At 61.0% G+C, this 13,757-nt stretch carries 15 protein-coding genes; 10 read left to right on the plus strand and 5 right to left on the minus strand.

The features are described 5' to 3' along the window. Positions 1-60 precede the first annotated feature (60 nt). From QDY28_RS15290 to QDY28_RS15325, 8 genes are all read left to right on the plus strand, one after another. A complete protein-coding gene (locus QDY28_RS15290; RefSeq protein ID WP_331382532.1) occupies positions 61-1,599 on the plus strand; it encodes a sugar ABC transporter ATP-binding protein in 1,539 nt (512 codons plus the stop codon). Beyond that, positions 1,596-2,591: an ABC transporter permease gene (locus QDY28_RS15295; protein ID WP_331382533.1), complete on the plus strand. Its 996-nt coding sequence runs from the start codon at positions 1,596-1,598 to the stop codon at positions 2,589-2,591. The genes QDY28_RS15290 and QDY28_RS15295 overlap by 4 nt, the downstream gene beginning before the upstream one ends. Then, on the plus strand, positions 2,588-3,571 hold the full coding sequence (locus tag QDY28_RS15300) for an ABC transporter permease (protein WP_331382534.1): 984 nt from the start codon (positions 2,588-2,590) through the stop codon (positions 3,569-3,571). Before QDY28_RS15295 ends, QDY28_RS15300 begins: the two co-directional genes overlap by 4 nt. A gap of 101 nt (positions 3,572-3,672) precedes the next feature. Next, complete coding sequence (gene cobF, locus QDY28_RS15305) at positions 3,673-4,449, plus strand: precorrin-6A synthase (deacetylating) (protein ID WP_331382535.1); 777 nt, start codon at positions 3,673-3,675, stop codon at positions 4,447-4,449. Positions 4,450-4,502: 53 nt separating this feature from the next. Further along, positions 4,503-5,939 (plus strand): precorrin-3B synthase, encoded by a 1,437-nt coding sequence (gene cobG, locus QDY28_RS15310; RefSeq protein WP_331382536.1) that lies wholly within the window; start codon positions 4,503-4,505, stop codon positions 5,937-5,939. 2 nt (positions 5,940-5,941) lie between these two features. Beyond that, positions 5,942-6,574, plus strand: a complete 633-nt coding sequence (locus QDY28_RS15315) for a precorrin-8X methylmutase (RefSeq protein WP_331382537.1) — start codon at positions 5,942-5,944, stop codon at positions 6,572-6,574. After that, positions 6,571-7,308: a precorrin-2 C(20)-methyltransferase gene (locus QDY28_RS15320; protein ID WP_331382538.1), complete on the plus strand. Its 738-nt coding sequence runs from the start codon at positions 6,571-6,573 to the stop codon at positions 7,306-7,308. The genes QDY28_RS15315 and QDY28_RS15320 overlap by 4 nt, the downstream gene beginning before the upstream one ends. Beyond that, the gene (locus QDY28_RS15325) at positions 7,305-8,069 is read left to right on the plus strand and encodes a precorrin-3B C(17)-methyltransferase (protein ID WP_331382539.1); all 765 of its coding nucleotides are present in this window, start codon (positions 7,305-7,307) and stop codon (positions 8,067-8,069) included. Before QDY28_RS15320 ends, QDY28_RS15325 begins: the two co-directional genes overlap by 4 nt. Here the strand turns inward: QDY28_RS15325 and QDY28_RS15330 are convergent. Continuing rightward, positions 8,033-8,803 carry a cobalt-precorrin-6A reductase gene (locus tag QDY28_RS15330; RefSeq protein WP_331382540.1) on the minus strand — a complete coding sequence of 257 codons (771 nt, stop codon included), beginning with the start codon at positions 8,801-8,803 and terminating at the stop codon, positions 8,033-8,035. The genes QDY28_RS15325 and QDY28_RS15330 overlap by 37 nt on opposite strands. Here QDY28_RS15330 and cbiE point away from each other — a divergent pair. Together cbiE and cobM are read left to right on the plus strand one after the other, a co-directional pair. Beyond that, on the plus strand, positions 8,802-10,034 hold the full coding sequence (gene cbiE, locus QDY28_RS15335) for a precorrin-6y C5,15-methyltransferase (decarboxylating) subunit CbiE (RefSeq protein WP_331382541.1): 1,233 nt from the start codon (positions 8,802-8,804) through the stop codon (positions 10,032-10,034). The genes QDY28_RS15330 and cbiE overlap by 2 nt on opposite strands. Before the next feature lie 16 nt (positions 10,035-10,050). Next, positions 10,051-10,809 carry a precorrin-4 C(11)-methyltransferase gene (gene cobM / locus QDY28_RS15340; protein ID WP_331382542.1) on the plus strand — a complete coding sequence of 253 codons (759 nt, stop codon included), beginning with the start codon at positions 10,051-10,053 and terminating at the stop codon, positions 10,807-10,809. A gap of 1 nt (position 10,810) precedes the next feature. Here the strand turns inward: cobM and QDY28_RS15345 are convergent, their stop codons facing one another. From QDY28_RS15345 to QDY28_RS15360, 4 genes are all read right to left on the minus strand, one after another. After that, positions 10,811-11,197 carry a type II toxin-antitoxin system VapC family toxin gene (locus QDY28_RS15345; protein ID WP_331382543.1) on the minus strand — a complete coding sequence of 129 codons (387 nt, stop codon included), beginning with the start codon at positions 11,195-11,197 and terminating at the stop codon, positions 10,811-10,813. After that, positions 11,197-11,451: a type II toxin-antitoxin system VapB family antitoxin gene (locus tag QDY28_RS15350; RefSeq protein WP_331382544.1), complete on the minus strand. Its 255-nt coding sequence runs from the start codon at positions 11,449-11,451 to the stop codon at positions 11,197-11,199. Before QDY28_RS15350 ends, QDY28_RS15345 begins: the two co-directional genes overlap by 1 nt. A 61-nt stretch (positions 11,452-11,512) precedes the next feature. After that, positions 11,513-12,325, minus strand: a complete 813-nt coding sequence (locus QDY28_RS15355; RefSeq protein WP_331382545.1) for a TIM barrel protein — start codon at positions 12,323-12,325, stop codon at positions 11,513-11,515. Positions 12,326-12,481: 156 nt separating this feature from the next. Continuing rightward, a complete protein-coding gene (locus tag QDY28_RS15360) occupies positions 12,482-13,510 on the minus strand; it encodes a LacI family DNA-binding transcriptional regulator (RefSeq protein ID WP_331382546.1) in 1,029 nt (342 codons plus the stop codon). Positions 13,511-13,757: the final 247 nt, after the last annotated feature.

The raw sequence follows: 13,757 nt of genomic DNA on the forward strand, positions 1-13,757 counted from the left end.
TGGCTGCGGACCATCGTGTCCGCAGCCTCGTTCTTGCGGCACCCGATGGGAGGTTGGGGCGTGAGTTTATCCGAACCGTTTTTCCGGATGGAAGGCATATCCAAGCGCTATGGCGGTGTCGTCGCGCTGAAAGAGGCCAACATCGCCATTCGACCGGGAACCATACACGCCGTTCTCGGTGAGAATGGCGCAGGCAAATCGACCCTCATCAAGATCATGGCAGGCGTCGTCGCCGCAGACGAAGGTCGCATGGTGTTCGACGGTAAAGAAGTGTCCTTTGCCACGCCTGCCGCGGCCAATAATGCGGGTATCGTCTGCGTCTTCCAGGAACTGTCGCTCGTTCCGGATCTGTCCGTGGCTGACAATGTCGTCATCAGCAATCCGCCGTTACGCTTCGGCATGATCGACCGTCGCAGGCAGAGGCGGATCGCTGAAGAAGCCCTGGCGCGAGCTGGCGCTTCCGATATCCACCCGTCCTCTCTCGTCAAGGATCTTCCGCTCTCCCGTCGGCAGATGGTCGAGATCGCCAAGGCGCTTGCCCGCAAACCGCGGATCATGATCCTCGACGAAGCAACCTCGGCGCTGACCCAACCCGACGTCGAAAAGGTATTCAGCGTGCTGAAGCGGCTGCGCTTCGAGGGCATGGCGCTCATCTACATTTCGCATCGCATGCACGAGATTGCCCAATTGGCGGACGAGTGCACCGTCTTTCGCAACGGGCGCAGCATTGAATCCTATCCGGCCGGGACGAAGAGCGACCAACAGGTGATCGAGCTGATGATCGGGCGGGAATATACCAGCGTATTTCCGCCGAAACACGCAGCCGAGAACGGACTTGAGCCGATCCTTTCGTGCCGAAATCTTTCCTGGGGCGATCGGCTCTCCGCCATAAGCTTCGAGGTCCGGCCCGGCGAAATCGTCGGTCTCGGTGGACTGGACGGGCAGGGGCAGCGGGAGCTGCTGCTGGCGCTGTTCGGCGTGCTGCGCGACGTCAGAGGCGATGTGCAGATTGCAGGGCGAAGCGTGACGATGAAAAGTCCGAAACAGGCAAAATCCGCCGAGACATCGATCGCGCTTATCCCGGAAGACCGCAAGACCGAAGGGCTGATGCTGCCCATGACCGTGCGCGAAAATCTGTCGATTGCGGCACTCGACAGCGTGTCGAGCAGAGGCGTGATCGACCGCGCCGCCGAGGCCGACCGGATTGACGAACTGCTCAAGCTGCTGGCGATCAAGGCCGCGACAATCGATATGCCGGTCGGAGCGCTCTCCGGCGGCAATCAGCAGAAGGTCGTTATTGCCAAGTGGCTGATGAACCGGCCGAAGATCGTTTTGTTGAATGATCCGACGCGAGGGATCGATGTCGGTACGAAACAGGAGATCTACGTCTTGCTCCGCAAGCTCGCGGAAGCCGGCGTCGCGCTCATCTTCTATTCGACCGACTATGACGAGCTGATCGGCTGCTGCGATCGGGTGCTGGTGATGTACGACGGCAGCATCGTTCGGGTGCTGGAAGGCTCTGATATCAATGAACGGGAACTGATTGGCAGTGCGCTCAACATCGGTGCACACCTGACGGAACAGAAGGTCGGCCAATGAAAGAGATACCGCACGGCGAATGGCGCTTCTGGTATGCGCAACACAAGGGAACGCTGCTCGCCGCGGCGCTCTTTATCATCATGTTCGTGATCTATGTCTCGAACCATCCGGCAGGATTTACCCCCAATGTCGTGCAGACCGCATCGAACAAGGCAGCGTTGCTCGCCTTCGTCGCGATGGCGCAATGTTTTGTGGTCATCACGGCCGGCATCGATCTTTCGGTCGGCATGATCCTCATTCTCTGCAATTGTCTCGCCTCCTGGCTTGTCGTCGGAACGCCGTTTGAGACCGCTTTGGGCGTTGTCGCCGTTCTTCTGGCGGGGCTCGCCTGCGGCATGCTGAACGGGCTGGTCATCATCTTCGGACGGCTGCAGCCGATCGTGACCACGATCGCGACGAGCGCGATCTTCTTCGGATTGGCCCTGGTGCTGCGTCCGACGCCCGGCGGTGCGGTGAACGAGACGCTGGCGGATGCCTTTACCTCCAAACTTTTCGGGGTCATCCCCGCAAGCCTGGTCGTACTTGCCGCCACCCTCCTGATCTTCTGGATCCCGTTCAGCCGTTCGATTCTCGGGCGTGCCGCCTACGCAGCGGGATCCGCCGAAAACGCCGCCTATATGTCGGGCATGCCGATCAAACGTGCGAAATTCGCCGCCTATGCGCTCGCGGGATTGATGTCGGCTATCGGCGGGCTCTACCTGACCTTCTTTTCCTATACCGGCGAAGCTGCCTTCGCGAGCGGCAATGCCTATACGCTCTATTCGATCGCGGCGGTCGTGCTGGGCGGCGTTTCGCTGGCAGGTGGAAAAGGTGGCGCGGTCGGGGCCGTCTTCGGGGCATTGGCTTTCCGGACGATCGGCGATCTGCTGTTCGTCTTCGACCTCGACCCCCTTTGGCAGCCCCTGTTCCAGGGTGTCGTCCTGATGCTGGCCATCAGCATCGGCTGTATGGGTCTTGCGCGGGTTCGCAACCGTCTGGAGTGGTTTCAATGAGCGAGGATGCATCCCTCATACAACGATCCGGGATACCCGCGCGCCTGCGCCGCGTCGACCCGGCGGTGGCGATCGCCTTCGGTTGCATCCTGCTGCTGCTGCTCGGCGGCTCCATCTACTCGTCGAATTTCCTGTCGCCGGATTATCTGCTGCAGCAATTGAAAGTCGCATCGTTTCTCGGCGTCATTGCGACCGGCATGATGATGGTCATTCTCATCGGTCAGATCGACCTCTCGGTCCCCTGGGTGGTCGCCGCCGGAGCGATGATGGCCTGCGCGGCAACCGCCTACGGCCCCGTCGGATCTTTTTTTGCCATCCCGTTCGGGATCCTGTGCGGTGCAGTGATCGGGGCGGTCAATGGCCTTGCGGTTGCCTATCTGCGCATTCCGTCGATGATCATCACGCTTGCGACGAATGCAGTCGTGCAGGGGCTTATGGTCGTCTATACCGGCGGTTTCGCGCCCCAGGATGCGGCATCGCCGGCGATGCGCTTTCTCGCGACCGGCTATGTCATACCTCCGATCCCGAATGGTGTGCTCGTCTGGCTGGTTGTCGGCGTTCTCGCTGTTTTCCTATTGGTAAGGACAACATTCGGCCGTTCGCTATATGCGATCGGAAACCGGGAGAGAGCCGCCTACATGTCGGGGATCGACACACGCCGCATCACCCTGCTGGCATTCGTCATTTCCGGCGGGCTCGGTGCTCTGGGCGGCGTACTTCTGGCTGGCTATGCCTCCAAGGCGTCGCAATCGATGGGAGACGCCTATCTCTTGCCCTCGATTGCGGCTGTCGTCCTCGGGGGTACACATGTGCTCGGCGGCAAAGGATCATATCTCGGAACCGTCGCCGGCGTCATCCTGATTACGCTTCTGCAATCCATCCTATCCGTCATGCAGATCGAAGAAGCCGGACGGCAGCTCATCTACGGCGTCGTCATCATCTGCATGCTCCTGCTCTATGGGCGGCAGAAGCTAAGCTAGAGATGCGTTGGTTGCGGCCTCCTGCGGCCAACTGAATTGCGCACCACACTTGAAATGCCCTTCCGCTTCCGGCAAACAGCCGGAAGAACGAGGGCGAGGAAATGAGACACATCTATCTTGTCGGCATCGGAACAGGCAATCCCGAGCACCTGACCGTGCAGGCGATCAATGCGCTGAACAAGGTGGATGTCATTTTCATTCCCAGCAAAGGCGCGGCCAAGGCCGAGCTTGCCGATGTGCGGAAAGACATCTGCCAGCGCTACGTTACGAACCATGCCATCCGCTTTGTCGACTATGCCGTGCCGGTGCGCCAGACGGCAGACCGCAGCTACGTCCAAAGCGTCGATGACTGGCACGCCCAGATTTCGTCGACCTACGAACGGCTGTTCCAGGATCATATGAGCGAAGACGGAAGCGCTGCCTTTCTCGTCTGGGGCGATCCCAGCCTCTACGACAGCACGATCCGCATCATCGAGCGGGTCAAGGCAGGGGACCGCATTGCGCTCGGCTACAGCGTCATACCGGGGATCACCAGCATCCAGGCCTTGACGGCGAGCCACGGCATCCCACTCAATCTTGTCGGAAAGCCGGTGCAGATCACGACGGGCCGCCGACTGGCCGAGAGCTTTCCAGGTGTGGTCGAGACGGCTGTCGTCATGCTTGATGGCGAGCAGGCTTTCAGCAAGATCGATGATCCCGATGCCTATATTTATTGGGGCGCCTATCTCGGCACCGAGGATGAGATCACCATCGCCGGCCGGCTTGCCGATGTGTCCGACCGTATCGTCGAAACCCGGGCGGAGGCGCGGGCAAGACATGGCTGGATCATGGATATCTATCTGCTGCGCAAAGGATCAGATTTCGACGATCAGGCATGAGGCAATGTTTCGCCGCCAAATTGTTTGCCCGCCGGTGAGGATTATGTAAGGACATGTCCTTCGGGAAGGATGGTCTTATGGCGATGGCCGACAGGCAGATAATGGAAGAGCACGATATTTCCTTGCGCGGGGATGTCGCTGCGGTTGCCTGCGTTTCGAACGTGCCATCGATGACACGCGGCGCCTGCCCGTCCCTTAGCGCCCCGATGATCACCGGTGACGGCCTGCTCGTGCGCCTGCGTCCGACGACGCCGGGACTGACAATCGGGCAATTCCGAGCGCTCGCCCAGGCGGCTGAGAGGCACGGCAACGGACTGATCGAAATCACGGCACGCGGCAATCTTCAACTGCGCGGCATGACGGCGGAAAACATGGCCGGTCTCGCAGAGGATATCGCTCATGCCGATATAATCCCTGAAACGGGCGTCACGATCGAGGTCCCGCCGCTTAGCGGATTGGACCCGCTGGAGATCGCCGATGCCCGCGAGTTAGCCGCTCTGTTACGCGAGCAGATCGCCGCGCTCGATCCTCAGCCGGAGCTGGCACCCAAGCTCGCCATCATCATCGATGCCGGCGGGCGGCTGAACCTCGATGCGATCACAGCGGATATTCGGTTGAGGGCGGCAAGAATCGCCGAGAATTCGACGATGTGGGTTCTCGCCATTGGCGGCACGGCACAAACGGCGAAGGCTCTCGCATCTTTATCTACCGGACAATCCATACCGGCGATCATCGAGCTGCTGAAAGCGCTGGCTCTTCTCGGGCCACGCGCACGCGGCCGTGATCTCGATGTGGCCAGCCTGCGAAAGCAATATCAGTCGCCGGATGTCAGCGCCCTCAGCATGGCCGATCAGTATGTTTCGCCGACCGGCATCCATCCTCTCGGCAGCGATCGTCTCGCGCTCGGCCTCCGCCCATCTTTCGGGCAAATCCATGCGAGAGACCTTCTCCGTTTCCTCGCCGTCGCGGAAGATGCCGGAGCAAGCGAAATCCGCGCCGCGCCGGAGCACGCCATATTGGTGCTCGGCCTGGATGCCAAGGCAGCAAAAGCCGTCCAGTTGGCCGCGGCCAACTACGGCTTTCGAACGCGACCCGATGATCCGTCAAATCATTTGGAAGTCTGCGCCGGGGCAGGGGCCTGCGCCTCCGCCTTCTACCCAACGAAAGCCGCAGCGGCTGATCTTCTCGAGCTGGTTCCCGAGCTGCTCGACGGCTCGCTCACGATCCACCTCTCCGGCTGCCGCAAGGGCTGCGCCCATCCGGGCAATAGTGCCCTCACCATCGTCGGTGCGCCAATGGGCTATGGGGTTGTCGTAAATGGGTCCGCATCGAGCGAGCCTGTGGCCTACATCGGAAAAGAAGAGCTAAAATCCGCATTGGCAGAAATGAACAGGCTGGTGCGGAATAACAAAGTTGCTGGCGAATCGACGAAGGAGTGTCTTACACGGCTCGGCACCGACGCGATCGTGACAGCGCTACGACAGGGGTAGGAATGCCTGACTATGATTATATCCGTGAGGGGAATGCGATCTACGAGCGCTCCTTCGCAATCATCCGCAACGAGGCCGATCTGTCGCGCTTTTCGGATGCCGAGGCGGACGTTGCCGTCCGCATGATCCATGCCTGCGGCCTCGTCGAAGCCTCCGAGCATTTCGTCTTCTCTCCCGATTTCGTTTTGGCTGCCCGGACCGCGCTTACCAACGGCGCGGCGATCTTCTGCGATGCCGAGATGGTCGCCCATGGCGTTACGCGCACACGCCTGCCTGCCGGCAACGAGGTGATTTGCACGTTGCATGATCCGCGCACGGCGGAACTGGCGAAAACGACCGGCAACACCCGCTCGGCAGCAGCAATGCATCTCTGGGGCGATCGTTTGGCGGGCGCTGTCGTCGCCATCGGCAATGCGCCGACGGCATTGTTCCATCTTCTCGAAATGCTGCGCGACGGCGCTCCGAAGCCTGCTGCCATCATCGGCATGCCCGTCGGTTTCGTGGGCGCCGCCGAATCCAAGGACGCTCTGGCGGAGCATTCCTATGGCGTGCCCTATGCCATCGTTCGCGGCCGTCTTGGCGGCAGCGCCATCACCGCCGCGGCAATCAACGCACTGGCGAGGTCTGGCCTATGAGCGCGCAGTCTACCGGCCGGCTGATCGGCGTCGGCACCGGCCCCGGCGATCCGGAACTGCTGACCATCAAGGCCGTCAAAGCCCTGGAGAAGGCTGAAGTCGTCGCCTATTTCGCCAAGCAGGGGAAAAATGGCAATGGCCGTGGCGTCGTCGGGGATGTGCTCAGAACCGATGTGACGCTGTTGCCGCTCTACTATCCTGTGACGACGGAGATCGACAAGAACGAGGCCGATTACAAGCGCCAGATTGCCAATTTCTATGACGCCTCCGCCGAGATGGTCGCCGCCTATCTCAAGGACGGCAAGACAGTCGCCGTGCTCAGTGAAGGCGATCCGCTGTTATACGGTTCCTATATGCATCTGCATGTGCGGCTTGCCGACCGCTACCAGACGGAAGTCATTCCGGGCGTGACCGCGATGTCCGGATGCTGGTCGCTGGCCGGTGTGCCGATGGTGCAGGGAGACGACGTTCTTTCCGTACTCCCGGGCACCATGGCGGAAGCCGAACTCGCCCGCCGGCTTGGCGATACACAGGCGGCTGTGATCATGAAGGTCGGTCGCAACTTGCCGAAAATCCGCCGCGCGCTGGAAGCTGCTGGCCGCCTCGACGAAGCGATCTATGTCGAGCGTGGCACGATGGCGAACGGCGCGATGACGCCACTCAAGGAGAGGGGGGACGCCGAAGCGCCCTACTTCTCGCTGATCCTCGTTCCCGGCTGGAAAGACAAGCCATGAGCGGCCGTCTCTATGTCATCGGCACCGGTCCCGGCAATCCGGCGCAGATGACCCCGGAAGCGCTGGCGGCGGTGGCCGACGCGACGGAATTTTTCGGTTATGGCCCATATCTCGATCGCCTGTCGCTGCGGCCGGATCAGATCCGCCAGGCCTCCGACAACCGCGAGGAGCTGGATCGCGCCAAGGCGGCGCTGGAGCGCGCGATCGCCGGCGTCAACGTGTGCGTGGTCTCAGGCGGCGATCCCGGCGTTTTTGCGATGGCAGCAGCCGTGTGCGAGGCGATCGACAATGGGCCGAGCGAGTGGCGGGATGTCGATCTCGTCGTCGCGCCGGGTATCACCGCCATGCTTGCCGTCGCAGCTCGCATCGGCGCCCCCCTGGGGCACGATTTCTGTGCCATCTCGCTATCGGACAATCTAAAGCCCTGGGATATCATAGGAAACAGGCTGCGTTTGGTCGCGCAGGCTGGGCTTGTGATCGCCCTCTACAATCCTATTAGCAAGGCTCGCCCCTGGCAGCTCGGCAAAGCCTTCGAAATCCTGCGCGACGTCCTGCCGGCCGAGGTTCCCGTTATTTTCGGCCGTGCGGCGGGCCGGCCGGATGAGCGCATGACAGTTGCAAGGCTGGCCGATGCGGAAGCTTCGAGCGCCGATATGGCGACCTGCGTCATCATCGGCTCCGCCGAGACGCGCGTCATTAGCCGGCAAACAAAGCCCGATTTGGTCTATACGCCCCGCTTCATCAAGGACGCGGCAAGATGATCGATGCGACGCAGCGCATCCTCGACAGTCTCGACCGCCGCCATATCGTCGGCGGCTGCGCGCTCGATCATGATAACTTCGACGCCGAGTTGCCGCGCCGCCTCGATCTTCGCGTAGGTCGCACTGCCGCCGCTGTTCTTCGTGACGATAACGTCGATACTATGTTGCCGCAGCATGGCGAGTTCGTCTTCCAGCCGGAACGGACCTTTGGCATGGATATAGGTAACGTTTGGCACGGTCAGCGGCGGCTCGACCGGATCGACGCTGCGCACCCAATAGTGGTGGATGGGCGCCGCATTGGCCTGATATGCCTCCTGTCGGCCGATCGCCAGGAAGACCTGAAGAGGCGAGGGACCGAGCGCCGCGATCGCCTTCGAAACACTTTGCACCGAGCGCCAACGATCGCCCTCGGCGGGCACCCAATATGGCCGGCGAAGTGCGAAGGCGGCGATGCCGCTCAAGGCAGCCGCTTCCGCGGCGTTGGCGGAAATGCGGGCGGCGAAGGGATGGGTGGCGTCGATCAGCAGATCGATCGCCTCGTCCCTCAAATAGCGCGCAAGGCCTTCGGCACCGCCGAAACCACCGCTCCGCATGGGAACCGGCTGCGGCGCCGGATCGATGGTTCTGCCCGCCAGCGACAGCACGATATCGAGATCGGTGCGCGGCGCCAGCGCTTCCCCCAATCGACGGGATTCCGCCGTGCCGCCCAAGATCAGAATGCGGGTCCTGCCCATGCCTGAAATGCCTTCCCCTCAACGCTGGCTCATTCTTATCGGCATCGGCGAAGACGGTCCAGCCGGGCTTGGCGACGATGCCAAAAGGTTGATCGCTGCGGGGCCCGTCGTCTTCGGCGGCGCCCGGCATATCGAACTGATGCAGACTCTGATCAAAGGCGAGGCGCATAGCTGGCTGAGCCCCTTCGAGAAATCCATCGAAGCCGTATTGACGCGGCGCGGAATGCCGACCGTCGTCCTGGCCTCCGGCGATCCCTTCTACTACGGGGTCGGCGCAACGCTTTCGCGGCATGTTCCTGCGGCCGAAATGACTGTCATTCCGGCTCCATCGTCCTTCAGCCTTGCCGCATCGCGGCTCGGCTGGCCGCTGCAGGACGTGACCGTTCTTTCCCTGCATGGCCGACCGCTGGATCTGATCCGCCCGCATCTTCATCCGGGCCGGAAAATTTTGGCCCTGACTTCGGATGCCCAGGGTCCGGCCGATCTGGCGCGTCTGTTGCAGGAGACGGGATTCGGTCGATCGACGCTGACCGTTCTCGAAGCCTTGGGCGGGCCGTTTGAACGCGTTTCGACGCAGCGAGCCGCCGATTTCACGCTTTCCGGCATCAATGATTTGAATGTTTGTGGCGTCGACGTGGTGGCCGCAACGGATGCACGTATTCTGCCGCGCAGCGCCGGTTTGGACGACAGTCTGTTCGAGCACGACGGCCAGATCACCAAACGGGAAATCCGCGCCTTGACCTTGTCGGCGCTGGCGCCGCGTCACGGCGAGTTGCTCTGGGACATCGGGGCCGGCTCCGGCTCCATTGGCATCGAGTGGATGCTGGCGGACGCTTCGATGCGCGCCGTCGCTATCGAATCCTCCAGCGAACGCGTTGCCCGCATCCGTCGTAACGCCGCAAATTTCGGTGTCCCAGGCCTCGCCGTCGTTGAGGGGCTGGCGCCGCATGCTTTTGCCGGCCTGCCGGCACCGGACGCGATCTTCATCGGCGGCGGCGGCAGCGATGCCCGCGTCATGGAGACGGCCATTGCCGGGTTGAAAAAAGGCGGGCGGTTGGTCGCCAATGCTGTGACGACCGAAATGGAAGCGATCCTGCTTGCCGAACATGCCCGTCGTGGCGGTTCGCTGATCCGCATCGATATCACCCGCGCAGCGCCCGTCGGCACCATGACCGGCTGGCGGCCGGCGATGCCGGTGACGCAATGGTCCTGGGTCAAACCATCAGAATGAAAAACGAGGTAGCGGAATGACGGTGCATTTCATCGGAGCGGGGCCGGGGGCTGCGGACCTGATTACCGTGCGTGGCAGGGACCTGATCGGCAAATGTACGGTCTGCCTCTATGCTGGCTCGATCGTCTCGCCGGAACTCCTGCAATATTGCCCACCCGGCGCCCGAATCATCGATACTGCGCCGATGTCGCTTGATGAGATCGAGGCCGAATATTTAAAGGCCGCCGCATCCGGCGAGGATGTCGCCCGCTTGCATTCCGGCGACCTCTCCGTCTGGAGCGCTGTCGCCGAGCAGATCCGCCGCCTGGAAAAACACGGCATCGCCTATACGCTGACCCCCGGCGTTCCTTCCTTTGCAGCGGCGGCGTCTGCACTTGGGCGTGAGCTGACCATCCCCGCCGTCGCGCAAAGCCTTGTGCTGACCCGCGTTTCCGGCCGCGCCTCGCCGATGCCGAACAATGAAAGCCTGGAAAAATTTGGCGCTACCGGCGCGACGCTGGCAATTCACCTCGCTATCCACGCGCTCGGGCAAGTGGTCGAGGAACTGACGCCGCTTTATGGTGAGGATTGCCCGGTCGCGATCGTCGTCAAAGCCTCGTGGCCGGATGAGCGCATTCTCCAGGCTACGCTCGGCACGATCGAGGCAAAAGTGGCGGCCGAACCAATCGAGCGCACGGCGCTGATCTTCGTCGGCCCGTCGCTGGCCGCCAGCGATTTCCGCGAAAGCTCGCTCTACGATCCCGTCTATCAACGGCGCTTTCGAGGCAGGGAATAGTTTAGGCAGCAAGAATGTCCGTCTGAGAGAAATCGTTGCCCTTAAACAGCAAGGGCTCATTGCGGACGACGGCAAGCGCATAGGAACGGCAATCGCCGAAATTTAAAGCGGCCGGGTGGCGTCCTTTGCCGTAGCGGCGCCAAGCACGTCTTGCGATATCGGCGAGTTCCGCATCGATCGGTATAATATCGGCATCTATCTGAAGGAGAAACATATCCAGTTCGCCGCCGGCTGCATCGCCATACCGCGCTTCGATGACCATTGAAGCCTCAAATACGTTAGCGGCCGATACCAGTCTTACTGAATCGGCAGCAATTCGATTGATGAACTCATCTCCCTCCGCCTCCTTCAGCAAAATGGCAAGGATCGCAGACGTATCGATCACCATTAATTCGGCAGCCCGTTCTCATCATAGCCGAGAATTTCATCGGCGCTGCGATTGTCTAAAACGGGGAGAGACTGAATACGGGCCTGAATCGCCTCGATATTCCGCAGCAAGTCATCTTTTCGCCTGCGACTACCAATACGCAGCAGACGTTCCTCCAGCGCATGGCGCATTGCCGTCGCAACATTCTCGCCAGTCTTTTCAGCGAGCTCATGTGCGAGCTTTTCCGTTACGGGGTCTTTGATGCTGAGAGCCATTGCGGATACCTATGCCTCTGATCACAGGATTTCTACCGGATATGGCTCTCTCTTTCAATTCTCAAACCTCGCTTCTCAGGAAGTTCATGCTTTCCTTCAATGCCTCAACGGGCTCCTTCAGTTCGTGCACCTCCGGCGCAAAGGGCTCGAAGGAGAATGGGCCGGCATAGCCGGCTGACAACAGCGCCCGCATCTGACCGGCATTGTCGAGACGGTCGCTGGCATCGATTAGGACGCGATGCGGATCACGCATATCGGAGACCGAAACAGCGGGATCGCTGACGCCAGAGATGTGGACCAACCCGGTGAGATCAGGGAAAATCGCTGCCTCGCCGGCGAGATGATGATGAAAGGTGTCGTGAACAAGACGGAAGGTCGATCGCGCGCCGAGTTTTTCGATCGCCTCAGCGGCTTCGGTCTTCGAGCGCAAGGAGCAGATCTCAAAGCCAAGCGGTTCCACGAGACCGATGATCCCGGCAGCATCCAGCATCGGCTTCAGCGCCGTCAACGCCGTTATGAGGTTCTGCTTGCGCACTTCCAGCTCTCGGCCGCTGCCATCATTGACGGGAACGAGCACCAGCGCTTTTGCACCGCAATCCCGCGCATAGCCGATGAGTTCTGCCGCCTCCTTGGCGCGCGCCTCGCTCCACTCATTGAAACGCTGCAGCGCGTTGATCGAGATGATCGTCAGCCCATAGCGCGCCGCGAGCTCCTTGACCGCTGCTGCCGGGGTGCCGTCCAGAATCGCATTGCCGGCCAAATCATTGCGGATTTCGACGCTATCGATGCCAAGGCTTTTAGCGGCGGCGAAGAACGATTCCAGGCTCAGGGCCGGGGTGCACATATGATTGAGCGCGAAACGAATGGAACTCATGGCGGGCATTCCTCCTCTTAGCGGCCGACCCAACAGGACGTCGGTCGGCCGTGCGAATGACTAGCGAGAATCATGAAGCCGATCCACAGGCAAGCGCCGGCTTCCTCCATCATCCTTGATAGAAATATCCCGCAAAATGATGGGATTCCCTCACCGCTAGATGTTCTCCGAGACGAAAATGTCGAAGGGCAGGAAGGATTGCCCCGGCATTGCCGCCTCGCCGCGTTCGATAGCGCCGATCATCAAACCAAGCAGCTCCTTGCAAAGTGAACAGAGAGGGGTGCCGATGACCATGGTGACGACATCGTCGGCAAGTGCGGCCTTCGATTCCGGTGTCAGTTCGTTGACGACGACGATCAGCTTGCCGGCAAGCCCTTCCTCGCGAATGGCGGAAATTGCGCCTTCCATGCCGCCGCCACAGACATAGAAGCCGATGAGATCGGGATGTTTCTGTAAAAGGTTGAGCGTCGCCTCGTGAGTGATCTCAGCCGTGTCCAGATTGATCAGCGTGTCCAGCACCTCGAAATCAGGGGCGTTCTCGCGAAAATAGGAGCGAAAGCCGATCTCGCGCAGTTCATGGCCATGAAAGCGATGGCTTCCGACGAAGCAGGCGACCTTGCCTTTGCGGTGGGCGGATCTGGCGATCGTCCACGCAGCGGTTCGCCCGACCTTGCGGTTGTCGACGCCGACATAGGTTTCCCGCACGCTCGTCGCGAAGTCTGACAAGAGCGAAAAGACCGGTATGCCTTTTTCCTTCAGCTCCTCCACTGCGGTCGTCACCGCGGGATAATCGGGCGCCACCAAGGCGATTGCTTGGCTCCGCGCGGCCATCGCTTTCAGCTTCTCGACGATCGCGGTCGGTGTCGACGCGGCGACGAAATCGATATGGGCATGGACGCGCGCGGTCGCGACCGTCTGTGCAGCCGCGCCAATCTCCTTGGCAAACGACTGATAAAAGGGTTGCGACGGCTTCTGCAGCAGGAACCCCAATCGGTATTGCGGCAGATCCTCGAAAACACGCTGCCGCAGCAAACCCACCGCATGGTAGCCGATCGATTGCGCTGCCTCATAGACACGCTTTGCCGTTTCTTCCCGCACGCGATGGCGTCCGTTCAATACGCGATCAATAGTGGCGACGCTGACGCCGGAGGCTTTGGCGAGGTCGGAGATGGTGGGGCGGCGCATGGTGGGTCCTGAGGTATTTCATCATCAATGAGATGGAGGATTGATGGAATATGATAGATTCCATCATTGCCGCATTGAGGCAAGCGAAAACTCGACCTATCCTCTTGCTCATCAGAGGCGGCGCGCCCTTGCGCATCGCGGGAGGCAGGAATGACCGAGACCATCAAACGCGACTACAGCCTGCTCGGGCCGAGCGGCCGGCAGGCCGTCGAAACCGGGCTGGCGGCGGCCGAGTGGTATCATAGCG

Source organism: Rhizobium sp. BR 362 (assembly GCF_036528765.1).
Lineage (GTDB): Bacteria > Pseudomonadota > Alphaproteobacteria > Rhizobiales > Rhizobiaceae > Rhizobium.

Excerpts from the sequence above, each read along its gene's own strand:
- QDY28_RS15295 (WP_331382533.1), top strand. The coding sequence starts at position 1,596 with ATGAAAGAGATACCGCACGGCGAATGGCGCTTCTGGTATGCGCAACAC.
- QDY28_RS15300 (WP_331382534.1), top strand. The coding sequence starts at position 2,588 with ATGAGCGAGGATGCATCCCTCATACAACGATCCGGGATACCCGCGCGC.
- cobF (WP_331382535.1), top strand. The coding sequence starts at position 3,673 with ATGAGACACATCTATCTTGTCGGCATCGGAACAGGCAATCCCGAGCAC.
- cobG (WP_331382536.1), top strand. The coding sequence starts at position 4,503 with ATGTCCTTCGGGAAGGATGGTCTTATGGCGATGGCCGACAGGCAGATA.
- QDY28_RS15315 (WP_331382537.1), top strand. The coding sequence starts at position 5,942 with ATGCCTGACTATGATTATATCCGTGAGGGGAATGCGATCTACGAGCGC.
- QDY28_RS15320 (WP_331382538.1), top strand. The coding sequence starts at position 6,571 with ATGAGCGCGCAGTCTACCGGCCGGCTGATCGGCGTCGGCACCGGCCCC.
- QDY28_RS15325 (WP_331382539.1), top strand. The coding sequence starts at position 7,305 with ATGAGCGGCCGTCTCTATGTCATCGGCACCGGTCCCGGCAATCCGGCG.
- cbiE (WP_331382541.1), top strand. The coding sequence starts at position 8,802 with ATGCCTGAAATGCCTTCCCCTCAACGCTGGCTCATTCTTATCGGCATC.
- QDY28_RS15330 (WP_331382540.1), bottom strand. The coding sequence starts at position 8,803 with ATGGGCAGGACCCGCATTCTGATCTTGGGCGGCACGGCGGAATCCCGT.
- cobM (WP_331382542.1), top strand. The coding sequence starts at position 10,051 with ATGACGGTGCATTTCATCGGAGCGGGGCCGGGGGCTGCGGACCTGATT.
- QDY28_RS15345 (WP_331382543.1), bottom strand. The coding sequence starts at position 11,197 with ATGGTGATCGATACGTCTGCGATCCTTGCCATTTTGCTGAAGGAGGCG.
- QDY28_RS15350 (WP_331382544.1), bottom strand. The coding sequence starts at position 11,451 with ATGGCTCTCAGCATCAAAGACCCCGTAACGGAAAAGCTCGCACATGAG.
- QDY28_RS15355 (WP_331382545.1), bottom strand. The coding sequence starts at position 12,325 with ATGAGTTCCATTCGTTTCGCGCTCAATCATATGTGCACCCCGGCCCTG.
- QDY28_RS15360 (WP_331382546.1), bottom strand. The coding sequence starts at position 13,510 with ATGCGCCGCCCCACCATCTCCGACCTCGCCAAAGCCTCCGGCGTCAGC.